Annotated in this window: 20 protein-coding genes; 8 read left to right on the top strand and 12 right to left on the bottom strand. The window is 51.2% G+C overall.

The features are described from left to right. Positions 1 to 13: 13 nt before the first annotated feature. The 3 genes from R2X38_RS25265 to R2X38_RS25255 form a co-directional block, all read right to left on the bottom strand. Positions 14 to 1,270 (bottom strand): type II toxin-antitoxin system HipA family toxin, encoded by a 1,257-nt coding sequence (locus R2X38_RS25265; protein ID WP_317525116.1) that lies wholly within the window; start codon positions 1,268 to 1,270, stop codon positions 14 to 16. Further along, positions 1,270 to 1,593 carry a helix-turn-helix domain-containing protein gene (locus tag R2X38_RS25260; protein ID WP_317525115.1) on the bottom strand — a complete coding sequence of 108 codons (324 nt, stop codon included), beginning with the start codon at positions 1,591 to 1,593 and terminating at the stop codon, positions 1,270 to 1,272. The genes R2X38_RS25265 and R2X38_RS25260 overlap by 1 nt, the downstream gene beginning before the upstream one ends. Positions 1,594 to 1,772: 179 nt before the next feature. After that, a complete protein-coding gene (locus R2X38_RS25255) occupies positions 1,773 to 2,936 on the bottom strand; it encodes a threonine/serine exporter ThrE family protein (RefSeq protein WP_317525114.1) in 1,164 nt (387 codons plus the stop codon). A 317-nt stretch (positions 2,937 to 3,253) separates the two neighbouring features. Here R2X38_RS25255 and R2X38_RS25250 point away from each other — a divergent pair, with 317 nt between their 5' ends. From R2X38_RS25250 to yjjX, 4 genes are all read left to right on the top strand, one after another. Then, on the top strand, positions 3,254 to 3,535 hold the full coding sequence (locus R2X38_RS25250) for a hypothetical protein (RefSeq protein ID WP_317525113.1): 282 nt from the start codon (positions 3,254 to 3,256) through the stop codon (positions 3,533 to 3,535). Between the two features lie 228 nt (positions 3,536 to 3,763). Beyond that, positions 3,764 to 4,870: a M20/M25/M40 family metallo-hydrolase gene (locus R2X38_RS25245; protein ID WP_317525112.1), complete on the top strand. Its 1,107-nt coding sequence runs from the start codon at positions 3,764 to 3,766 to the stop codon at positions 4,868 to 4,870. Between the two features lie 524 nt (positions 4,871 to 5,394). Further along, the gene (locus R2X38_RS25240; protein ID WP_317525111.1) at positions 5,395 to 6,033 is read left to right on the top strand and encodes a helix-turn-helix transcriptional regulator; all 639 of its coding nucleotides are present in this window, start codon (positions 5,395 to 5,397) and stop codon (positions 6,031 to 6,033) included. A gap of 275 nt (positions 6,034 to 6,308) precedes the next feature. Next, complete coding sequence (yjjX, locus tag R2X38_RS25235; protein WP_317525110.1) at positions 6,309 to 6,830, top strand: inosine/xanthosine triphosphatase; 522 nt, start codon at positions 6,309 to 6,311, stop codon at positions 6,828 to 6,830. A gap of 118 nt (positions 6,831 to 6,948) precedes the next feature. Here the strand turns inward: yjjX and trpR are convergent, their stop codons facing one another. Together trpR and sltY are read right to left on the bottom strand one after the other, a co-directional pair. Continuing rightward, the gene (trpR, locus tag R2X38_RS25230) at positions 6,949 to 7,266 is read right to left on the bottom strand and encodes a trp operon repressor (protein ID WP_317525109.1); all 318 of its coding nucleotides are present in this window, start codon (positions 7,264 to 7,266) and stop codon (positions 6,949 to 6,951) included. Positions 7,267 to 7,349: 83 nt separating this feature from the next. Further along, positions 7,350 to 9,281, bottom strand: a complete 1,932-nt coding sequence (gene sltY, locus R2X38_RS25225; RefSeq protein WP_317525107.1) for a murein transglycosylase — start codon at positions 9,279 to 9,281, stop codon at positions 7,350 to 7,352. Positions 9,282 to 9,647: 366 nt separating this feature from the next. Here sltY and ettA point away from each other — a divergent pair, with 366 nt between their 5' ends. Beyond that, entirely contained in the window at positions 9,648 to 11,315 is a 1,668-nt protein-coding gene (gene ettA / locus R2X38_RS25220) for an energy-dependent translational throttle protein EttA (RefSeq protein ID WP_317525106.1), read from the top strand. A gap of 103 nt (positions 11,316 to 11,418) precedes the next feature. Here ettA and radA read toward each other — a convergent pair whose 3' ends face one another. Then, entirely contained in the window at positions 11,419 to 12,807 is a 1,389-nt protein-coding gene (gene radA, locus R2X38_RS25215; protein ID WP_317525105.1) for a DNA repair protein RadA, read from the bottom strand. A 137-nt stretch (positions 12,808 to 12,944) separates the two neighbouring features. Between radA and R2X38_RS25210 the strand changes: the two genes are divergently transcribed. Continuing rightward, entirely contained in the window at positions 12,945 to 15,302 is a 2,358-nt protein-coding gene (locus R2X38_RS25210; protein ID WP_317525104.1) for a PilZ domain-containing protein, read from the top strand. 120 nt (positions 15,303 to 15,422) lie between these two features. Here the strand turns inward: R2X38_RS25210 and serB are convergent, their stop codons facing one another. Next, positions 15,423 to 16,388, bottom strand: coding sequence for a phosphoserine phosphatase (gene serB, locus R2X38_RS25205; RefSeq protein ID WP_317525103.1), 966 nt, complete (start codon positions 16,386 to 16,388; stop codon positions 15,423 to 15,425). A gap of 89 nt (positions 16,389 to 16,477) precedes the next feature. Between serB and R2X38_RS25200 the strand changes: the two genes are divergently transcribed. Continuing rightward, a complete protein-coding gene (locus R2X38_RS25200) occupies positions 16,478 to 17,092 on the top strand; it encodes a YtjB family periplasmic protein (protein ID WP_317525102.1) in 615 nt (204 codons plus the stop codon). Between the two features lie 88 nt (positions 17,093 to 17,180). On the opposite strand, the gene deoD is transcribed toward R2X38_RS25200, so the two are convergent. The 5 genes from deoD to R2X38_RS25175 form a co-directional block, all read right to left on the bottom strand. Further along, positions 17,181 to 17,906: a purine-nucleoside phosphorylase gene (gene deoD / locus R2X38_RS25195; protein ID WP_107301302.1), complete on the bottom strand. Its 726-nt coding sequence runs from the start codon at positions 17,904 to 17,906 to the stop codon at positions 17,181 to 17,183. A gap of 150 nt (positions 17,907 to 18,056) precedes the next feature. Beyond that, positions 18,057 to 19,277 (bottom strand): phosphopentomutase, encoded by a 1,221-nt coding sequence (locus tag R2X38_RS25190; protein WP_317525101.1) that lies wholly within the window; start codon positions 19,275 to 19,277, stop codon positions 18,057 to 18,059. A 10-nt stretch (positions 19,278 to 19,287) separates the two neighbouring features. After that, positions 19,288 to 20,619: a thymidine phosphorylase gene (gene deoA / locus R2X38_RS25185; protein ID WP_317525100.1), complete on the bottom strand. Its 1,332-nt coding sequence runs from the start codon at positions 20,617 to 20,619 to the stop codon at positions 19,288 to 19,290. Positions 20,620 to 20,812: 193 nt separating this feature from the next. Further along, a complete protein-coding gene (deoC, locus tag R2X38_RS25180) occupies positions 20,813 to 21,586 on the bottom strand; it encodes a deoxyribose-phosphate aldolase (RefSeq protein ID WP_107301305.1) in 774 nt (257 codons plus the stop codon). A 431-nt stretch (positions 21,587 to 22,017) separates the two neighbouring features. Continuing rightward, on the bottom strand, positions 22,018 to 22,188 hold the full coding sequence (locus R2X38_RS25175; RefSeq protein WP_317525099.1) for a DUF1427 family protein: 171 nt from the start codon (positions 22,186 to 22,188) through the stop codon (positions 22,018 to 22,020). Between the two features lie 149 nt (positions 22,189 to 22,337). Here R2X38_RS25175 and R2X38_RS26845 point away from each other — a divergent pair. Beyond that, the coding region (locus R2X38_RS26845) for a hypothetical protein (protein WP_411185978.1) at positions 22,338 to 22,423 on the top strand (86 nt) is incomplete at its 3' end.

Here is a 22,423-nt window from a genome sequence, read left to right as displayed (position 1 = left end):
CTCGCCCTGCTATCTACCCAATAGAAAAATCACCCGCCAAATTTTGCCAATGCCGCTTCAATGCGGCTTTGTGCTCTTCAATCATCGGAAGCTCTAATAACAATTGAGGCCACTGATTACGTGCTTTGCTCATCACATCCAGCAAGTGAGGCTTAATCGCAACCCATGGCGCCCCTGCTTTCTCAGCCCACTCTTCAAAGTGTTCCATCGTGATATCAGACCACTGCTTGGTACCCACCATTTTAAGCGCAAGGCAGTCATATTCAATGTATGGCACGGTAAACACCACATCGTAAAGAGGTGACAAACTCGGGGATTGCGTATCACCATAGATCAATGTCCAGTTCTTCAGGTGAGCATCACCATTACCAAGCAGCATGTTGATGAGCAACCTTCTTGCCATCTGTTGGATATCTTTCAGGCGTTCTGAACTTGTTCGGTACAGCACACTACCAAGCTGCTCGTAGTTGACTCGTTGATACTTGTCTGACGGGTAAAGCCCAAAGACCTGTGCAAAGTCCTCGGTATGAATACGACCAGTACTGCTGCGATCAAACCGCTTTATGCCATAGGCATACTGCTCATCTGGCAATCTGATACTTGGCAATCCCTCCAGCTCACTGAGTTCAATCAATCGCACTTCCGGAATATCCGCACCAGCCGCTTCGGCCAACTTCATGCAGGTATACTCATTGACTGGCACACCTTTGTGAACCGTCGACGGCGTCTTGATAATCCACATGTCCTCAGAGATTTCCTGATCGATGTGATATCTGCCATCCACATGAGACGAAGAGAACTTCATCTGAACGCCAGCCAATGAGAACTTAGTATCGGCATGCTTAACATCTATCTGCTGGGGCTCTGTCGACAAGCGTTGCTCCAATGCCCAAACAGGCAAATCACCCGCCTTTATCGGCTTGGCGATGACGGCTCCCGGCAAGTTGGCCCCCAAGTAAGCAAGAATCGAAAACTCATTATTGATGTGGCACCGGAGCGCTTTGGCAGTCAGCTCTCTTAATGCCCCTTCAGGCAACAGGTTGGACAGGACTGGCGGGATCTTATCGGTTCTAATTTGCGGTTTGTTCAAATAGGCCGGGTCAAGCAATTGCCGCAAGGTGAAAACAGGGCGCAACTGCACTGGCATAGCGACAAAATCAGGATTGAAAGTCAGAATATTTTTGCCACCAGCATAATGAGCTATAACCGCAATATCGATACCATGAAGCTGGATATTAAGGCCTTCAACCTTTTCTATCTGCCTACTCATCATTTATCCTCTGAGCCAAACCAAAAACCAAGGTCGTCACCATCGTCTTGCAACTCATCGCTTTTTGGCGCTTGGCTCTTGTTTTGACAAGCGCCATCCACAGAAACGGAATTGTCTTTTCTCCCTTTAGGCGTGATCGAGAGTTCCAAATCAAGCCCTTCCAGCACCCTAAGCAAGGTTGATAACTTCACATCGCTACCCGCCTCAATACGCTGATACTGCTGCTGCTTCATGCCTATCCGCATGTACATGTCTTTTTGCTCAATACCTAGCTTTTTGCGCTGCTCGGTAAGCAGCACTGCAATTTCTTCTATCGTTTTCATCACCGCACCAAACAACACAAAGGTTGTACCAGACACCATAAACAACATTTTAGTTGTAAAATAGCTCATAAACAACGTTTAAGTTGTAATCACCAAAAAACAACTTTGTAGTTGTACATGAATAACCAAGTGAATTGAAAGATCTAAGATGGAGACATAGATTTGGTAATAAGTAGCGACTAACGATCAATCTTCGGCGAATACAACGAATAGGCGGTGATCTGCCCGGCTACAATGGCTGAAAACATGAAGATGGCAGATAAGCCGATATTGGGAATAGGCAAGATTGATTGCTCGAAGACGGATTGGCTTGCACTGATCAACACGCGGCTACCGGGAACCAGAATGATGATCCCCTGCACGATATAAATAGAGCCGGTTAGGTTAAGCAACTTGGCCATTTTAGTGCCGTACAGGGTAATCAACACAGTGGTCACCCAAGTGCCCACTACCCAGTCGCCACCGAAGCCCAGGTACATCGGCCCCCACATGCCCAATACCGCAACCGGTAGCCCCAGCAGAATATCTTGCGGGCGGGCATTGAAGATCACCCCGATCGACGTTGAAATCAATACCAAGCCGAAGACATGCAACCATATCGGGATTTCATTGGTATAAGGCAGAGTGTCCACCGGCCCCCACCAAGCCTCACCGATGCTCAAGCCTATCATCACCCCGATAAACAGTTTGAGCAGGGTCAGCATGCTTTGCCCGAGTAGGGCGGTACCAGAGACCAAGTCATTGAACGCCAAACATTCCAATGAGTTAGCTATCGAAAGCCCGGGAACAAACAAGACTATCGACGCAATACACAGCGCCCAAACCGGCACATGAATACCCAGGCTCACGATGAAAGCCACAAACAAACCGGTTATCAATGCCGCTATAAACTCAGCAGCTATAGCACGGCGGCCATGGCAAACCAACTGTACCAACCAGACCATGAACCCAAGTATGGCAGCATAGCCCACAGCCTCGAGGGTACTCCCTACCAACATTAGATAAGCGGGAGGTATTCCCATATTGGCCAGTGCCACGACCCAATTGGGGTAGTGGAAGTCTTCGGCTGGTTTTTCTTTACCGGGTTGATGAATACGATCGATGGTGTTGGCCAGCAAGGCAAGATTGATAGAGGCAGGCTTGTGGCGCTTCATGACCACGGTATCCCTCTTGCCAAGAAACTGGTAGTTAATCGAGGTTGGCATTGCCTGCACCATGACATCCGCATCATACTTATTGGCATAGTACTGAGTATACTTTTCCACCTTATAAGGTGGGCACCCACAGCGATGCAAGGTATCCCCAATTTCTACCACTTTATTGATTATGTATTGTGAAGCCATAGCCAGATCAGAGTGAGCCAAAAACGGCGTAAGGTAACAAATTAGTGCCACAGAAACGAGTGAGTAAGATCTCAGAATTAAGATTTTAGCTCTGCTATTTCACCCATAATCACTTTTAGCATTTTAACGCTACTAAATCATTGAAAATAATATGCTAATTATTTCTCGACAGTTATATAATGGTCTTAATAAGACACCTTAAAACCATGGTTTAGCAATCAAAAAACTTAACGCAACTCTCTGTTATCACTAAAACTATGATGGATTGAGATTTTGCTCATTACCTCTAATCACAATAAAGCCAATGGAACCGGTCAATGAAATCCCCTACAGCAAGAATCAAGACACTGATACCTATCAAGCCACTGCTGTTTACGGCAATAACTGCTTTCGCCCTCTCGTTCTCTATTCCGCCACTACACGCGCAAGATCTGGAAGAGATCTTGGAGCAACATAACGTGGAGGTGATGAAAGAGGTCGCGACAATTCAGGCCCAAATGGAGCTGCTCTATAACAAGGACGAGCTCAGTGAAGAAGATACCGAGCAACTATTTCTACTCGAGAACCTACTGGATGAGTTTTACGAGACACTGATGTAGTGTCCGACACTGGCTCTAGGCTTCAATTCTTTGGCATATGGATTGAAGCCCTCCCCTTAACGACTCACCCACACCTCCCCAACCCCAGCCGTACATTTCCCCAACAAGCCAGAATAATCGCCTTAACATTTCAAGTTTTATAGTGATTACCCCCACGATATTGGTGGACAGATCAAGGTTAGTTCAGCCAGTTCACGTAATATAGCGACCATTACGGAGGTGCTTTAAATGGCAAATATCAATCAGGACCGTCTGGTCCAACACTTTATTGAACTGGTTAAAATCGACAGTGAGTCGCGCAACGAGAAAGCGATTGCCGAGACACTGGCCGAACAGCTAGGTGAAATGGGCTTTGACGTACAGAAGCTTCCTGTTCCTGCTGAGATCTCCAACGGCTTCAACATCTACGCCAAACTAGAAGGCAAGCTGGAAGGTACTATCCTGCTAAGCTGCCACATGGATACCGTTACTCCGGGTAACGGCATCGAGCCAATCATCGAAGACGGTATCATCCGCTCGAAAGGCGACACTATCCTAGGCGGCGACGACAAATCTGGTATCGCAGCCATCATGGAAGCGGTTCGCTGCATCAAGGCTGACGGCGAAGAGCACCAGACTATCGAACTGGCATTCACCGTTTATGAAGAAGGCGGCCTGCACGGCTCGCAGAACTTCGACATGAGCAAGGTTGAGTCGCTAACCGGTATCGTATTCGATTCTGGCGGCCCTATCGGTACTATCATTACTACCGCACCTGGCCAGCAGAACCTGAAAGTGAACATCACAGGTAAGCCTGCACACGCAGGTCTAGCACCGGAAGAAGGGATCAATGCCCTTACGGTTGCGGCTGATGCCATCACCAACATGAAGCTGTCTCGCATCGACGAAGAAACCACGGCGAACATCGGTGTGGTTAAAGGCGGTCAGGCGACTAACATCGTGATGCCTGAGCTATTTATCGAAGCCGAAGCCCGTTCCCTGGATGACGACAAACTGCAGGCGCAGGTTGATCACATGGTGAGCACGTTTGAAGCTGCCGCTGAGAAGCACGGAGCAGAAATCAACATTGCGTCTAAGCGTGCCTACAATGCTTACCGCATTGCCGACAACGACCCGCACGTCGAGAAGATCAAAGCAGCATTCGAAGCCAACGGTGTTGAGCCAATGACCAAGCCAACAGGCGGCGGTAGCGACGCGAACACCTTCAACAGCAAAGGCCTGAAGACAGTAAACCTGTCTACCGGTATGGCGAAGGTACACACCACGGAAGAGTTCATCAAGATTGATGACATGGTAGAGATCACCAAGTTCCTGTACACCTACCTGACTCGCTAACCCCTACCAAAGAGGAAGGCCCGCCTTCCTCTTTATCCCCAGAAGGCATAACTCCATATCCCCGCCAGCTTAGAAGTAGAAGCCCATTTCTGCTTGCAAATATAATAACAACGATTAAACACATGCCAATCCATAGCCAGGAACAATACCCTCAAGCTCATGAATTCACTGTAGTTATTGACTTGGTAATCAGCAAAACAAACATCAAAATAAAGTCTATCTTTTCATGAGGATAAAACCAAAAATCCGAGTAATCGCTGACGATTTAGGTCAATCTCTCCTTCGCCGCAAGGGTTACAAAGAGTGATCTTTATTCAACAAATATTCTGCTGAATTCTTATTTCAATTTGCGAAAATTGTTCCCTTTTTTGCACATCTTGAAAAAAACTGATATTCCCACAACGAAACCAATCGCATTTTTTATACCCGCCAGATCCCCAGCTCGTTGTTAGCAGTACAATCAATATGACATTTAAGTATGCGTGTTTGCATCAGTAACAAATTTAAGCAGGAAGCTAGTGAGTATGGAATATTTAGAAAGAATTAAGCGTTTAGCGAAAATCCAAGGGATCAGCCAAAAACAACTCGGTGAAGCCCTTGATCTCCAGCAAGGTACGATGAGCCGTAAGCTATCTGGCAAGTACGGTATCGAAGTCCGTGAGCTGGAAAAAATCGCCGAGGCACTGAGCACGTCGATCAGCTACCTACTGACCGGTCAGGTTGATACAGGCACCCAAGCCACCACAACCATCAACAGCAATATGGACCAAGGCACCACCAGCACCTACATCCCCATCATCCACCGCAAAGACTTCATCTCCTTTCGCCGTGGGGCGTCCGTGGATGTGATCAGCAAACGTGCTATTCCACAGCATCTGCTACGCGAAGATTGCTTGGGCCTGTTGGTCGATAACGAGAATATCTCACAGTGTGCGCCAGTGGGCAGCTACGCCCTTGCGACCAAGACGGCAATTTACCGCCCGAAGCAGCCGGTATTTGCGTCAGTTCGTGGCAGCGAGCCGGACTTCTACCACATGACGCAACTTGCCGACGGCGTGGTATTCTCGACCTCTCAGCCGGATTTCCCTAACTTGTTCGTCAACAACGATGAGTTCCAGATCCACGGTTACATCGTCCAGTCAGACTGGGCCTACGACCGTTAATCATCAGCAGGTTCACACCTTTCAATGATTAGCCACAATTGGCGGCGTGACATAGCGCCGTCATATACCAAACTGAGTAATATTCTGTCCTATCAGCGAGAATTAAAAGGGACAGATACAAGGCGCTTGATAACTGCCCCAAATTGCTTTGATGTATAGTGATATATCTACATCAATTTGGATTGCTCTCAAACGGCAGAGAAGACTCTGATATGAACAGAATATTATTCAGTTTGGTATTAGAATAGAAAGCACTCAGATAATGGATGTTTGCTATGCCCAAGATAATTGTCGCCTCAACCAATCCCGCCAAAATTTCTGCCGTCGAAGACGCATTCAAGCACACCTTCCCAGATAGCCAGTTTTCTATCGAAGGGATCAGTGTCGACAGCGGTGTCCGCGACCAGCCGATGTGTGCCGACGAAACCTTGCAGGGCGCAAGAAACCGCGTCAGCAATGCGCGCCAAGCCACGCCTGGCGCAGACTATTACGTGGGCCTCGAAGCCGGTATCGACGGCCCGTTCACCTTTGCCTGGATGGTGATCGAAAGCGGCGATACTCGCGGTGAATCCCGCTCTGCCTCATTGCCGCTGCCGCCCCAAGCACTGGAGAAGCTCCACCAGGGCGAAGAGCTGGGCGATGTCATGGATGCAATGTTCAACCAAACCAATATCAAGCAAAAGGGCGGTGCCATTGCGATGCTGACCAACCATCTGCTAAGCCGCAGCTCGGTATACCAGCAGGCGTTGATTCTGGCACTGATCCCATTCATCCACCCAACATTGTTCGCAAAATAAATTAAGTGATACCACTATGCTTTAAAAGCAAATGGGGGATATATCCCAAAAACAAAAAGGCCCCCAGAGTGGGTAAACCTCTGGGGGCCTTTGTTTATCAAAACCGTTCAAACGGAGATCACGCGCCCGGACTTTGCTCTTTTAGCAAGGCAGACAACCATACCTTGGTGTCTTCATCATGGTGCTTGAGCTCGTTGGAGCCGCGGGTGATAGTTGCAACACCCACGCCAAGCAGTTCACTGATTTTACGCTGGCTACGCTCGCCGTTGAGTAGCTCATGCAGAATATTCACTCGGGACAATAGCACCGACCTTTCGTCGGGCGTCAACAGCAGCCTCAACAAGGTATCGTCCTTGTGCTCGGTCGTTGCCTGACGCAAGATATCAACCACCTGCTGCCACTCGGTAAATTCCGGGGTTTCTTGAATATTCGACATGTCATCCTCATTTGATGTACTCGTTCTCGAGTACTGATTCTATCCCTTTCGGCACCGACAACCTAGCCCTAGTATAAAAAAAGCTAATACTTTGCTTTCAATTCATTCTCTTTGAGCAAAGGCACCGGGCTCTGGGTCAAATCACCATAATAGACTTCGAACATTAATATATTCTGCACATAACCCCGGGTTTCATTGAACGGGATCGCTTCGATGAAGGCATAGACATCCAATCGGCCATCCGTACCTTTGCGCCAACGGATCACCCGGCTCGGGCCTGCGTTGTATGCAGCAAAGGCAAAGATCCGGTTGTTGTCATATTGCTCGAGCATCATTTTAAGGTAACCACTGCCAAGGCGAATATTGACGCCGGGATCAAACAGGCTGTTTTTCCCTGCGTAATTGCGCCCCAGTTTCTTGGCGGTGTCCTTGGCGGTGGCCGGCATCAGCTGCATCAAACCACGGGCGCCTACCGGCGAGACCGCCTCGATATTCAGTGCACTCTCCTGGCGGGCCAATGCCATCATGGTAGTGACCGGCAGCTCGCGCTTCTTGCTGAAGAAATCAAACCACCATTTATGGGCCACCGGGAAGCGCAGCTCGATGTAATCCCACAGCTGGCCGGAAATGGTCGCCTGCACCGCCAGATGATGCCATTTGTTGGTCGCCGCATAAGTCGCCAGAGCCACAATGTGATCATTATCCAGCCCTCTGAGCAGATAATGCCATTCACGGTTGGCATCGAGCAGTTTATCCACCGCTATCAACTCCGAGATCCGCACCAAGGTCTGCTCGTACTCCTTGATGGCAGCGAGATCATCCCCCGCCGTTTTAACCGGGTAGGTAATGGGCTTGCCGAGCACGGTGGCTGCAGCAGCGCTGTAGAAATCGCGCTGGCCCAAGATCTGGTTGTACTTTTCTTCCGCCAACGCCTGGTTACCATCACGCTCGGCCAGCCGGGCCTGCCAAAACGTCCAGCGGGTCGTCTGCTTGGCCTTATCAGGCAAGCGGTTTACCCAAAGCTCAACCTCTTGCCACTTGTCTTCGCGCATCGCCTGGCGGATACGACGCTCAAGCAAGCTGATATTGGTACTTTTCTCCAGCGCGTTATCGCGCCATTTCTGCAGTTTCTCATCATCAGTCGCCATCAAGCGGCTGGCCGTGTAGTCTGCCAGCGACTGGCGCTTGGCCTCCCCAAAGTGCTGCCCCTGTACGGTATTGTGATACTGCTTTACCGCTTCTTTAACATCACTGCGCACCAGCTTTTTGTAGGCCAGTACCGTCAGATTCTGGTTGAAGGGGGTCACTTTGCTTCGCTTGGAAAATACCGCAACCCCTTCGGGTTTATCGTAGAGATCCATCACCGCCTTGCCCGATTGTTTGCTCTTGGCCCCCAGCTGTTTGTTGAGGTAATTGAGCCGGCCACGGTTACCCTCGGCGTAAACCAGCAGCATGCGGTCCAGAACAAGTGCATCGGTCCGCTTGCCCGCTTTCTGCCAAGTGTTCAGCAGCGGATCACAGGCATCATGGATGGATTTCCCCGTTAGCCACAAGGTCTGTGCCCCCTGCCAGGCAACGTCTTTATTGCCAAGCTTGCTCTGGGCGTAATAGTAATGGCAGCGCAATACCTGGCTGCGCGGCGGCAGAGGCTGAACCTCAATGAAATTCTCCCAGCGCTCGGTCGTCGCAAGGTGGTTGAGGTAACGATCTTTCACCGTCGTACTGAACGGCAAAGCAGAATATTGTTCTATGAATGCCTCAACTTCGTTGGGGGTTTTGGCATGCAGGGTTTGGATAAACTCGCGATAATCGAGATAAGGCGTCAACGGGTAGTCATCCAGACTGCCGCGAAGCTTTTCGTACGCCGCCTCATCCTTCTCTTCCAAGGCGACTTGCGCCTGCTCATAGCGTTCGCGCTGCTGCTCAAGGGTTGATGCCTGCATCAATGGCGACAGCAGCAAGCCAACCGACAGCACAAGACCTGAAATTACTTTGAGGTTTTTATGGCTATACACAGCACCCTTCCATTCGTTGTCCATGTTCATTCAGGTCAAAAACCTGTGTGTTTTATTGCATATAAAATCCATTACTACAAGCCTCTGCGTGATGCAGGGCTGGCGCCAATAACCTTCAGGCGGCCCAATATTGAGCGTAATACCAAATTGTCGATTTGAATAATCGCGATCGCCGACGGATAACAGAAAATTAACACCGCAATGTTGCAGGAGATCGCACGGTAAAAGGCACCCGCCACACAAAGATGCGAGCAGAGTGGTACCTTAACGCTCAGTTGGGGCACTAATTATGAACATTGCTGTTAAACTTATGTCCAGAACAGGTAAAATACCCCCTTTCATTTAGTTTAGAGATCGCAAACGGATATGGCTGAATACGTCTATACCATGTCGCGCGTGGGCAAAATCGTCCCACCCAAGCGTCAAATCCTAAAAGATATTTCATTGAGCTTCTTCCCTGGCGCCAAGATCGGTGTTTTGGGTCTGAACGGTGCAGGTAAATCGACTCTGCTACGCATCATGGCGGGTATCGATACCGATATCGAAGGTGAAGCACGCCCGCAGGCCGGCCTAAAGGTAGGTTACCTACCTCAGGAGCCGGTACTGGATGAAGAAAAGACCGTACGAGAAGTGGTTGAAGAGTCAGTAGCCGATGTGAAAGATGCCCTAACGCGTCTTGATGCTGTCTACGCGGCGTATGCTGAAGAAGATGCAGACTTCGATGCGCTAGCTAAAGAGCAGGGTGAACTTGAAGCGCTGATCGAGACTAAAGACGGCCACAACCTAGAGATGCAACTAGAGCGTGCCGCTGATGCCCTTCGCCTTCCTGAGTGGGATGCGAAAATCAAACACCTATCAGGTGGTGAGCGTCGCCGTGTCGCTATCTGTCGTCTACTGCTAGACAAGCCGGACATGCTGCTGCTTGACGAACCAACCAACCACCTTGATGCAGAATCTGTGGCTTGGCTTGAGCACTTCCTCGTTGACTACAGCGGTACCGTTGTTGCTATTACCCACGACCGTTACTTCCTAGATAACGCTGCGGGGTGGATCCTGGAGCTTGACCGTGGTGAAGGTATTCCATGGGAAGGTAACTACACCTCTTGGCTTGAGCAGAAAGATGCCCGTCTGAAGCAAGAAGCCTCGCAAGAGAAAGCTCGCCAGAAGACCATCGAGAAAGAACTTGAGTGGGTTCGCCAGAACCCTAAAGGCCGTCAGGCTAAATCAAAGGCCCGTATGGCACGCTTTGAAGAGCTCAGTACGACTGATCACCAGAAGCGTAACGAAACCAACGAGCTGTTCATCCCGCCAGGTGAGCGCCTAGGTGACAAGGTCATCGAGGTGAACAACCTAACCAAGTCATTTGGTGATCGTGTACTTATCGATGATCTGTCTTTCAGCATGCCTAAGGGTGCGATCGTCGGTATCATCGGTGCTAACGGTGCAGGTAAATCAACGCTGTTCAAGATGCTTAGCGGCACAGAGCAGCCAGATGCCGGTACCATTGAGCTGGGTGAGACAGTAAGCCTGGCGTCTGTTGATCAGTTCCGCGACAGCATGAACGACAACAATACGGTTTACCAAGAGATCTCCGAAGGTGCGGACATCATCAAGATCAACAACTTTGAAATCCAGGCGCGAGCTTACTGCTCACGCTTCAACTTCAAAGGCAGCGATCAGCAAAAACGCATCGGCGATCTGTCTGGTGGTGAGCGTAACCGTGTTCACCTGGCCAAACTGCTGAAAGCCGGCGGCAACGTACTGCTACTCGATGAGCCAACCAACGACCTTGACGTTGAAACGCTACGTGCACTGGAAGAAGCCCTTCTAGAATTCCCAGGCTGTGCCATGGTGATCTCGCACGACCGTTGGTTCCTTGACCGTATCGCCACCCACATTCTTGACTACCGCGACGAAGGTCAGGTTAACTTCTTCGAAGGTAACTACACCGAGTACACGGACTGGCTGAAGAAAACGTTGGGCGCGCAAGCGGCTGAGCCACACCGTATCAAATACAAGCGTATCGCGAAGTAATTCGCGGGTTATTCCTGATACACAAAGGGCTGCATCATGCAGCCCTTTCTTTTATCTATTATATTCTGCGGTCTAAAGCCACTAAATCGCCTTGAGCTCGAAGCTAGAGCGCCACGCGCTCAAAAGCAGTCAGTGCTTCCTGCAAATCTTCCACCGCAATGATTTCGATACCCGGTACCTGACGGCTGGCATTGGCCTTGGGAACGATAGCTCGGGTAAAGCCCTGCTTGACCGCTTCGCGGATACGCTCCACCCCATTGGCGGCCGGGCGGATATCGGCATTGAGGCCAATCTCACCGAACACCAACACATCCTGCGGCACCGGGGCATTTTTGAAGCTGGAAAAAATCGCCAGCAATACCGATAAGTCCGCCGAAGTCTCTTCGATTTTGATCCCGCCGACACAGTTGACGAAGATATCCATATCCGACAGCATCACCCCGCCGTGGCGTGCCAGTACCGCTATCGACATCGCCAAACGGTTGTTGTCGTAACCCACCGTCAAGCGGCGTGGGTTCTCGGTCACCGAGTTGTTACACAGGGCCTGGATTTCCACCAGCAGCGGCCGGGTGCCTTCCCACAGGGTGGTACACACCGAGCCGGCGTGGTTCTTGTCCGAGCGGCTAAGGAAAATCGCCGACGGGTTCTTGACCTGTTTCATGCCGGTTTCGGTCATGGCGAAGAAGCATGACTCGGAATCGGCACCGAAACGGTTCTTCGAGGTACGCAATACCCGGAACTTCTCATCCGCCGTCGATGATAGGGCAAACAGGCCATCAACAATGTGGATCAGCTGCATCGGGCCGGCCACGTTCGAATCTTTGTTGATGTGGCCGACTATCATGAAGGTGACCCCTTCGGTTTTGGCAAACCGGGTCAGTGCCGCCGCCGATTCCTTGACCTGGCTCGGGCTACCTGCCGCCGAGTCATTATGGGCAACCGTCATGGTCTGGATGGAATCGATGATCACAAACTCGGCTTTCTGGGCGCGAATGTGCTCGATAATCGCCTCCACCGAGGTTTCGGCGACCACATTAATGTTATCGAGGTTCTGGGTACCCAAGCGCTTGGCGCGCTGGGAGATCTGGTGGATAGATTCCTCGCCCGACACATACAGCGACGATTTGGTCGCAGCAACCGAACCGATACTCTGCAGTAGCAAGGTTGATTTACCGGCTCCCGGATCACCACACAGCAGCAGCACCGAGCCCGGCACAATACCGCCGCCAAATACCCGGTCCAGCTCGGATATGCCCGAACTGTAGCGCGGTAGATCTTTGCTCTCGACTTCCGACAGCTTCTGCACCTTGGTCGCGGCACCGGCATAACTGCTCGCACCACCGCCCGATACCGCCCCCACCGCCGCACGGGTTTTGGGAACTGTGAACTCGGTTATCGTATTCCAGGCCGCACACGCGCTACACTGGCCCTGCCAGCGGGGAAAGTCTGCGCCACAATCACTACACACATAGGCCCGCTTGGTTTTTGCCATGACTCACCTTGATATATTTGGTTAAACACATCCTGAAAACGGATGTAGAATAGAACTTGCCTGCAGGTTGAAGAAAAGCTCAACTCTTTAGGAAATATGCCGATAATAAACGAAGAATGAGATAATCAAAAATAACTATGGTGCTAGACGATTACAAAGGACTGATTGAAAGGCTGATCCCTGTTTACGATAGCGAGGATTTTGACGACGTCTTCCAGATGATGACCGAAGGCGAAGACGGCCCGACCCGGCTGCAGCTAAAGATGGAATTGCACCGCATCATGTCGCCTTGCATGAAGGCTGTCGATCTGCGCGGGCGCGTACAGGGCGAATGCCGTCCCTACCAACTCAATGGCCGCGAGCACTGGCTCGATGATGTTGCCATCAATACTTACCACAAGCGGATAAAAACCTTCGGTAACCAGTTCCGGGTCGGCCTTTACGAGACCCTGATGAACACCCGTAACAACTTCCGGGTAATGCACCAGCAAGGCAAACTGCAGCCCAAGCCGGCGCCTAAAGTCGAAGAGCAACCAGACAACCCGCTGGTCGCCCCGCTGATCCGGTTTGGCCATTACCTGACCCGCAACGAAAACCGCTGGCAAATCGCCACACCGGTTAGCTTGGAGCTGCCTCTGAGCCAAGTCGTCAACGGGATCAGTGCCGATTTATCTTACTCCGGTGCCAAGTTCAAAGTGCCTGCCGCGTTCAACTACAAACTCGGCATGACGATTGTTGTCCGCTTTCCCAAGCTGGCTGATCAGTTGGGTGATCCCCGCTTGGTCAAGGGAATGAGCTACCGTATCTTGGGTATTGATGAGAATCCGGATAACGACAGCTACAAGTGGCTACGCTTAAAGCTGTTGAGCGATAATGCCCTCATCAAGTCGGTGATCGACTATGGCCTCAGCCAGTCACAGAACCGCACCAGGCATAACCATGAAGATAAGATCATCCAGATCAGAACCCGCGGTTACGAACACTGTTTCCTAAAACACAGCACCAGCCTGCCGATCTTCCTGTCAGGCACCGAGCTGACCTATTGCCTGCTAACCCAATACAACCGCTATATTTGGTCGCACTGGCACGACGAGCGAAACCAGCCAGTGCTCAACCATTTGATCTCAGCCGATCGTCTGGCCAGCTTGGGCAAGGCTGGGCTTAAACAATCCAGCACCCTGCTCTATAGCTTCTGCCATGAGCACGACGGCAAAACCTTCTTCTACTCCGCCGCCCTGCCGGAGATGAATGCCGAGCAGCGCCGGCTATTCTGGCATGTCGGGGCGCAGCGTGACAGCTGGCGGGTCATGCGCCTGAGTCTGCAGCCTATCGACCAGGAAGATATCGATAGCTTGAAAAGCATCGCGCCGGATATGGTCGGCAAACTCAGCTCGCTGACCCATGTCGGCGTATTGCAGGATCTGACCAACGAGGAAGCGCAACAGGACTACCGCCTGAGTGTCAAACCACAGCTACCCAGCAAAACCCTGCAGGCTTTCCGTCATCCCCGTAACCCGGTGGCAACGGCCAAAGCGGTATACTTTGACCCAAGGCCGCAACGCAAAGAAGACAGATACCTGTTTGATACCTCTGTTATCCTCAACGCAGACAACAGTGCCCCTGTTGCCGGGCAAAGTATCGACTTCTCGACACGTGGCCTGAATATCAAGCTTTCAGCACCCGTTGCCTTACGCCGTGGTGATCAAGTGTTGATCTCATTCCCGGGATTGCAGAAAAGCAATAAGAATGCGCCTTTGAGCCAGATACCTTATAGCGTCGTCCGGATCAGCCCTGACTACTGCAATATCCAGCTTACCACAGGCTCGGGTGCCCTTGCCGCACAAAGTGAGCACTTCCTGCGCAAGCTTATCCTGCACAATGAAAATAAGTTAGTGATGGCCGAGGAGAAACTGCCGCAAGGTGAGTTGTTGCTGGCTATGCACCAGATGCTGCTGACAAGGCTCAAAACGGTTCCTTACTTTGCCGAGAAGGTCGACCATAAGATCAGGTTGAAAGCGGTTGGCTGTAATTTTCCGCCGCCATCTCACGTCAAATTATTCAGCCAGCTTGCCGATGGCTATAACTGTTCTCTCGAACCGCTGTTCCGAAACCGGATCAAAAGGATGCTGGCCGAAACCATGCGCCCGGTCGAGATCAACCAGCCCTATATCCATGAACTCTATCTCGCGATAGCGCAAACGAGTGGTCAGCCCCCCAAAGTAGAAGCCAAACTTCTGGATGAGTTCAGGACTATCGAAGAGCGAATCGCCTATATCAAACAGGCGAAATCTACGGGCAGCTTCATGGCTCTGAGATTGACAGCCGCACCGGTGCTGAGCCCGATGACGGCACTGATAGGTAAAGAATTAGGGGATCTTGCCCGTCTGGTATTACACCGGGCAAGAGCCTTGGAGCAGGAGCTCAACTCAGTGATTGGCAGCGGTGAAATCCAAGATGTTACCGATGAGGTAATGATCAGGCTGGAGATCAAGTGATCGGCTAACCCGTATCATAGCTCTGAAACTTGGCTCTGAAACATAGCTCTGAGTTGATAGCCCAGAGCTCTGTTTACCTTGAAATACGAACAACCTTGAACAGCTAGCAACCTCGAAAGACTACCAGCCAAGTTGCTGCGGCACCAAAGACACCGAGAGGATACAAATCAACCCACCCAGATCAGCGTAGCGAATAGCAACAGGCGCCTCGTCTTCCACTTTCGGCTTGGCATGGTAGGCAACCCCCAGGCCCGCTGCATTGATCATTACCAGATCATTAGCACCGTCACCGATGGCCACGGTATTATGCGGAGCAATATCATACTGCTCGGCCAAACTACGAAGTATCGACGCTTTCGCTTGGGCATCCACCACATCACCCAATACCTTGCCGGTTAATTTACCCTCGACAATCTCCAGCGTGTTCGACTGGGCATGAGCAAGATCCAACTCCTGCTTGAGATGATCAGAAAAGTAGGTGAAACCGCCAGAGGCAATCGCCGCCTTCCAACCATAGTGATGCAAGGTCGCCACCAGCTCGCGTAGCTCTGGCATAAATGGCAACTGGCTTCTGACCTGTTCAAGGATAGCCTCATCGCTACCGGCCAAAGTCGCAACACGCTGGCGCAGGCTTTGTTCGAAGTCGAGTTCGCCCTGCATCGCCCGCTCGGTCACTTCAGCGACCTGCTCGCCGACACCGGCCAACACTGCAATCTCGTCGATACATTCGATCTCAATCGCTGTCGAGTCCATGTCCATCACCACCAGACCCGGCTCGCGCAAATCAGGGAGCTGGCCCAAGTCGGCAATATCAAGCTGCGCATGGGTAACACATTGTTCCAGCAACAGGGAGTAAGGTGTGGCCAACAGCAGACAATCGTATCGCCCCACTTTCCACGCGGCGGTCAGCTCCAGCGGCTCGCCATAAGATTCTTCAATCGCCTGAACCGCGACGGCATCAATTGAGCGACCATAAATCAGGGTTGTTGAACGCTGTCGGTCAAGATTCGTCGCCGATACCACTTCCGGGAATCGTTGGAGTAACGAGGTATGTTTCCTAATTTTGAGCACTTGCAAACCATCCATGTTAAAGTAAACGCTTTGGCACACGTTACCCTATTGCAAATTACCAGGGCAAGCCCCAAGATGACATTGGTCTTGAATGTACCGCTGATATGATGAAGAAAAAACAGACCCAATTCCAAAAAGCCTGGCGGCTATTCATCCTGTTTGGCTGCTTTGCAGCGCTGATCACCATGGTTGAGTATGGCTCTGATCTCGCCAAGCAAAACTACCGTACCCTTAGCGACCAGACCCAGCAACTCTCGCGCTTGGTCGTGCGCCAAGCCGCCGATACCGCAGCAGCGGATGTGATTGAGAAGAACCAAGACCGGCTTCAGCAGCTAGTCGAGCAACTGGCCAAAGAGCCGTTGCTGCTCGATGCCAGCATCTATGATCTGGAAGGTGTGACGCTGGCCAAAAGCCAAGATGCCCTGCCGCTAAAACAGGTCACGGGGTTGTCTACGCCACTGGCAGTCGCCAGCTATGGTCGCCAGCAATTGATAGAACCTATCCTGAGCCAGCAGCAAGTGGTGGGTTTTGTCCGCATCACCCTGGAGCATGACAAACTGATTGCCGAGACCATGGCGGACATCGATGCCATCACCAATATCATCCGCGCCCTGATCGCCAGTGCGATGGTTATTGGCTTCTTGCTGGCCATAACCTTCGGTAACCGCAAGGAAAAATGGCACTTCCCTATCCTGCTCAGCAATGACAAGAGCGACTGATTGCGTTGCCATCACAAGACAGAAAATTAACAGCCATAAAAAAGGGCTTGCCAGTGGCAAGCCCTTTTTACTGTCTTTCTTCTGTTGCTTACGCTTCGTCAGCGTCGCCCAGCAGAACAGATTCCAGTGCGATTTCCATCATGTCGTTGAACGTCAGCTGGCGCTCTTCAGAGGTTGTCGCTTCGCCACGCAGGATGTGGTCTGAAACCGTACAGATAGTCAGTGCTTTAGCACCGAACTCTGCAGCCAGGCCGTAGATACCTGCCGCTTCCATCTCAACGCCTACGATGCCGTATTTCTTCATGGTCTGGAAGAAGTCGAAATCTGGGTTGTAGAATAGATCTGCAGAGAAGATGTTACCCACCTTCACGTCTACGCCTTTCGCTTTCGCCGCGTCAACGGCGTTCTGTACCATGCCGAAGTCAGCCAGCGCAGCAAAGTCGTGGTCGCCAAAGCGGATACGGTTCACTTTAGAGTCAGTCGATGCACCCATGCCGATAACCACATCACGTAGGTTAACGTCATCACGTACTGCACCACAGCTACCCACACGGATGATTTTCTTCACGCCGTAGTCTTTGATCAGCTCAGTTGCGTAGATAGAGCAAGAAGGGATACCCATACCGTGACCCATTACAGAGATCTTACGGCCTTTGTAAGTACCTGTGTAACCGAACATGTTACGTACGTTACACACTTCTTTCGCGTCATCCAGGAACGTTTCTGCAATGTACTTGGCACGTAGCGGATCACCCGGCATCAGTACTACGTCTGCAAAGTCACCCATTTCAGCATTAATGTGAGGAGTAGCCATCATTATTTCCTTTCTGTCATCTGTTGGTCTTTTTGCATTACCAACTCAATGTAATCTTGTCTTGCAAACACTGTTTCGATCTAGGACAAATATAGACCGAAACAATGCAAAGAATCGTATTTTTCGACAGGATTCACCTGCCCTTTCCTGTTACAGGAATGACTTACCGTATTCCATGTCAGAGATACCGAAGTACTCTGCCAAGCTCTGGCCGATGTCGGCAAACGTGTCACGGCGGCCCAGAGAGCCCGCAGCGATTTTCGGACCAGACACCAAGACAGGGATGTGTTCACGGGTATGGTCAGTACCTTCCCATGTTGGATCACAGCCGTGGTCGGCAGTCAGGATCAATACGTCGTCTTCCTGCAGCAACTCGATGATCTCAGGCAAGCGCTTATCGAAGTATTCCAGCGCCGCAGCGTAACCCGCTACATCGCGGCGGTGACCGTAGGCAGAGTCGAAGTCAACGAAGTTGGTGAAAACGATAGTGTTGTCACCCGCTGCCTTGATTTGCTCCAGTGTCGCTTCGAACAATGCTGGAATACCTGTTGCCTTGACTTTCTTGGTAATACCGCAGCCTGCATAGATATCAGAAATCTTACCGATCGACACCACATCGCCCTGCTTCTCGTCGACTAGCTTCTGCAGAACCGTTGCTGATGGCGGCTCGACAGACAGGTCGCGACGGTTACCGGTACGCTCGAACTGGCCTTTACCCGGGCCAATGAACGGACGGGCGATCACACGGCCGATGTTGTAGTCTTCCAGCTCCTCACGAGCGATCTGGCACAGCTCTAGTAGGCGATCAAGACCAAATGTTTCTTCGTGACAAGCGATCTGGAATACCGAGTCAGCCGAGGTGTAGAAAATCGGCATGCCGGTTTTCATGTGCTCTTCGCCCAGGTCATCCAATACCTGGGTACCTGATGCATGGCAGTTACCCAAGTAACCGGATAGACCTGCACGCTCAAGGATGCGGTCGGTCAGCTCTTTCGGGAAGCTGTTTTCTTTGTCAGTGAAGTAACCCCAGTCGAACAACACAGGTACACCGGCGATTTCCCAGTGGCCTGATGGTGTGTCTTTGCCCGAAGACAGCTCTGCCGCGTGGGCAAACGCACCGGTGATTTCCGCGTTGGCATCCAGACCTTCAGGGAAGTAGCCCGAAGACTCTTCACACGCCTTGCCCAAGCCCAGCTTGTTAAGGTTTGGCAGGTGTAGCTTACCGCTGCGCTGGCCGTTGTCCGCTTCACCGCGGGCACAGGCTTTGGCAATGTGACCCAGGGTGTTGGAACCAACATCGCCGAACTTAACGGCATCTTCCGTAGCGCCAATACCGAATGAATCTAGAACAAGAATAATAGAACGTTTCATGATGACTCCATTAAACATCTTCTGGGCGAACACGACGGTAAACTTCAGGTGTCGGCTCAGGTTTCTGATCAGAAATAGTAATCGCAGCACGCACAGCCTTGGCCGCTTCTTCCCACTGCGCTTCGTTACGCGCGTGGATCACCGCAAGAGGTTTGTCGGCATTGGCTTCATCGCCCAGGCGGATCATATCGCTCAGACCCACCGCGTAGTCGATAGTGTCAGCAGCCACACGGCGACCGCCACCCATGCCTACCACAGCCATACCCAGCGCGCGGGTGTCCATAGCAAACGCGTAACCTGTGGTTTCTGCGTATACCGGCTTCACCAGTTCCGCTGTTTCCAGGTAGTTGTCGTAGTTGGTCATGAAGTCTTCTGGACCACCAAGACCTGCCACCATCTTACCAAAGCACTCAGCCGCCTTACCGTTATCCAGTACCGCCTGAAGTTTTTCGCGTGCTTGCTCGATATCTGTTGCTAAACCACTGTTTACCAACATTTCTGCACACAATGCCATGGTCACTTCAAATAAGCGAGGGTTACGGTATTCACCGGTTAGGAATTGCACGGCTTCACGAACTTCGAGTGCATTACCAGCAGTCGATGCCAATACCTGGTTCATGTCTGTCAGCAGTGCTGTGGTCTTGGTGCCTGCACCGTTGGCAACGGCAACAATCGATTTCGCCAACTCTTCAGAAGCTTCGTAAGTTGGCATAAAGGCACCCGAACCGACTTTGACGTCCATCACTAGAGAGCCAAGGCCAGCAGCCAGCTTCTTCGACAGGATAGAAGCGGTGATCAGCGAGATGTTATCAACCGTCGCGGTCACATCACGGGTCGCGTAAACACGTTTGTCAGCAGGGGCAAGATCGCCAGTCTGGCCGATGATTGCCACACCCGCGTCTTTGGTCACCTGACCGAACACTTCGTTGCTTGGCGTGATGTTGTAGCCAGGGATAGACTCAAGCTTATCCAGCGTACCACCGGTGTGACCAAGGCCACGGCCAGAAATCATCGGTACGTAACCGCCACATGCTGCCACCATAGGACCAAGCATCAGTGATGTCACATCGCCCACACCACCGGTTGAGTGCTTGTCGACAATCGGGCCATCGAAGTTCATGTGGCTCCAGTCGATAACCATGCCTGAGTCGCGCATTGCACATGTCAGTGCCACACGCTCGTCCATGGTCATGTCGTTGAAGTAAATCGCCATCGCGAAAGCGGCGATCTGACCTTCAGACACGGTATCTTTGGCGATACCCTGGATGAAGAAGTTAATTTCGTCGGCAGTTAGCTCGATGTTGTCACGTTTTTTACGGATGATTTCTTGTGGTAAATACATGGTATTCCCCAATGATATTCTTTATGTAGGGTCATGACGTTTTACCTGGTATTTGATGATTCTCAGGTACAGACTGCCCGTCCTTATTCCACAGCCGGAAAAAGGCAAGAACCAAACAGTAAAACATCACGGATAAGTTGCGGTCGGAGACCTAAAAGTAAGGTGGCAATCATGCCACCTTACTGGAATAGAATTAGTAGCCGCCTTCAGCTGCTTTTTCGCCTTCACCTAGCGTGTGAAGCAGGTTAGCTAGCAGGCTTGATGCGCCAAAGCGGTAGTGCATGTTGTCAGCCCACTCAGCACCAAGAATGCGGTCAGCCATGTCTAGGTACTGCTGCGCGTCTTCTGCAGTGCGCACGCCACCCGCTGGCTTGAAGCCAACTGTTTTCTCAACACCCATGTCTTTAATCACGTTAAGCATGATTTCTGCGTACTCAGGCGTTGCGTTCACTGGCACTTTACCAGTAGACGTCTTGATGAAGTCAGCACCGGCTTTGATTGAGATTTCAGATGCTTTCTTGATTAGCTCTTCCGTTTTCAGCTCGCCCGTTTCGATGATCACTTTTAACATGATATCGCCACATGCTGCTTTACACTGCTTAACTAGCTCAAAGCCAACTTCTTCGTTACCAGCCATCAGGGCACGGTATGGGAAAACTACGTCAACTTCGTCTGCACCGTAAGCCACAGCCGCTTTCGTTTCAGCAACAGCGATTTCGATATCGTCGTTACCGTGCGGGAAGTTGGTTACGGTCGCGATGCGTACTTCTGGTGTACCCTGCTCACGAAGCTGCTTCTTAGCAACTGGGATAAAACGTGGGTAAATACATACGGCCGCTGTGTTGCCTACCGGGCTCTTCGCGTTCTTACACAACTCGATCACTTTTGCATCCGTGTCGTCGTCGTTCAGAGTGGTAAGATCCATTAGTTTAAGTGCACGTAGTGCAGCCGCTTTCAATTCGCTCATGACTATCTCCAGTCCAATTAGTTTCTACCAAGCTATTTCTGCTAAACAATCATCTTGCCCAGCAATAGATGCGCCTGGCGGTAATCATTGCGCCACCGCCAAACGGCCCGCTTTCGCAAGCAGTATCCCGACAACCAGCCATCAGTCGAAGGGGTTACGGACTTGATTCCTTGAAGACTCAGGTAAACAATGCACACGCATTATCCTGATTGATATCCTTTTCACCGCGTGGGAAGTGACCATAAAGACTTCCCAGCAAATGCGCTGCCCCGGCCTTGCCTAGCGATAGGTAACACCATGATGGTGTTGGCCAGAACAGCGAAAATCAGTTTGTGATGGTGCTGCTCTATAATACCAAGCAGGCCTTGTTGCCACCACGAAATATACGTTTCCCAGCGTGGACAATGTGTTTACCCAACGCACAAATTTCGTCAGGTAAAAAACCGCTCGACTATCCACTGATAGGCAATCCCGCCAGCATAGACACCGAAGATGCCCATCACCCCGGAGAGCACCGGCGGAGCCGGTATCGGCAGTTTAAGCGCGGAAAACAATACGCCAACTATAAACCCGGCGACCAGCGCCAGCAGTACTTCACTCATAATCATTTCTCTGTCTGTTACAGCACAAAGGAAAGTGTAGTATGCCCCGCGATGAAAGTAATGGTAGCAAAGGGTTTTGCCAGAAACCGGAGCGCAATCGATTTTATGGCATCAAATAGAAACGACGGAGGGGATGTTTACTGTAGCTGTTGAAAGGCGGGCGATGGGCGATGGGCGATGGGCGATGGGCGATGGGCGATGGGCGATGGGCGATGGGCGATGGGCGATGGGCGAT

It is taken from the genome of Photobacterium rosenbergii (genome assembly GCF_033022775.1).
GTDB classification, from domain to species: Bacteria; Pseudomonadota; Gammaproteobacteria; order Enterobacterales; family Vibrionaceae; genus Photobacterium; species Photobacterium rosenbergii_A.
The sequence above is the reverse complement of the archived record's forward strand: the minus strand, read 5'-3'. Positions and strand labels throughout refer to the sequence as shown.

Excerpts from the sequence above, each read along its gene's own strand:
- R2X38_RS25265 (WP_317525116.1), bottom strand. The coding sequence starts at position 1,270 with ATGAGTAGGCAGATAGAAAAGGTTGAAGGCCTTAATATCCAGCTTCAT.
- R2X38_RS25260 (WP_317525115.1), bottom strand. The coding sequence starts at position 1,593 with ATGAAAACGATAGAAGAAATTGCAGTGCTGCTTACCGAGCAGCGCAAA.
- R2X38_RS25255 (WP_317525114.1), bottom strand. The coding sequence starts at position 2,936 with ATGGCTTCACAATACATAATCAATAAAGTGGTAGAAATTGGGGATACC.
- R2X38_RS25250 (WP_317525113.1), top strand. The coding sequence starts at position 3,254 with ATGAAATCCCCTACAGCAAGAATCAAGACACTGATACCTATCAAGCCA.
- R2X38_RS25245 (WP_317525112.1), top strand. The coding sequence starts at position 3,764 with ATGGCAAATATCAATCAGGACCGTCTGGTCCAACACTTTATTGAACTG.
- R2X38_RS25240 (WP_317525111.1), top strand. The coding sequence starts at position 5,395 with ATGGAATATTTAGAAAGAATTAAGCGTTTAGCGAAAATCCAAGGGATC.
- yjjX (WP_317525110.1), top strand. The coding sequence starts at position 6,309 with ATGCCCAAGATAATTGTCGCCTCAACCAATCCCGCCAAAATTTCTGCC.
- trpR (WP_317525109.1), bottom strand. The coding sequence starts at position 7,266 with ATGTCGAATATTCAAGAAACCCCGGAATTTACCGAGTGGCAGCAGGTG.
- ettA (WP_317525106.1), top strand. The coding sequence starts at position 9,648 with ATGGCTGAATACGTCTATACCATGTCGCGCGTGGGCAAAATCGTCCCA.
- radA (WP_317525105.1), bottom strand. The coding sequence starts at position 12,807 with ATGGCAAAAACCAAGCGGGCCTATGTGTGTAGTGATTGTGGCGCAGAC.
- R2X38_RS25210 (WP_317525104.1), top strand. The coding sequence starts at position 12,945 with ATGGTGCTAGACGATTACAAAGGACTGATTGAAAGGCTGATCCCTGTT.
- serB (WP_317525103.1), bottom strand. The coding sequence starts at position 16,388 with ATGGATGGTTTGCAAGTGCTCAAAATTAGGAAACATACCTCGTTACTC.
- R2X38_RS25200 (WP_317525102.1), top strand. The coding sequence starts at position 16,478 with ATGATGAAGAAAAAACAGACCCAATTCCAAAAAGCCTGGCGGCTATTC.
- deoD (WP_107301302.1), bottom strand. The coding sequence starts at position 17,906 with ATGGCTACTCCTCACATTAATGCTGAAATGGGTGACTTTGCAGACGTA.
- R2X38_RS25190 (WP_317525101.1), bottom strand. The coding sequence starts at position 19,277 with ATGAAACGTTCTATTATTCTTGTTCTAGATTCATTCGGTATTGGCGCT.
- deoA (WP_317525100.1), bottom strand. The coding sequence starts at position 20,619 with ATGTATTTACCACAAGAAATCATCCGTAAAAAACGTGACAACATCGAG.
- deoC (WP_107301305.1), bottom strand. The coding sequence starts at position 21,586 with ATGAGCGAATTGAAAGCGGCTGCACTACGTGCACTTAAACTAATGGAT.
- R2X38_RS25175 (WP_317525099.1), bottom strand. The coding sequence starts at position 22,188 with ATGAGTGAAGTACTGCTGGCGCTGGTCGCCGGGTTTATAGTTGGCGTA.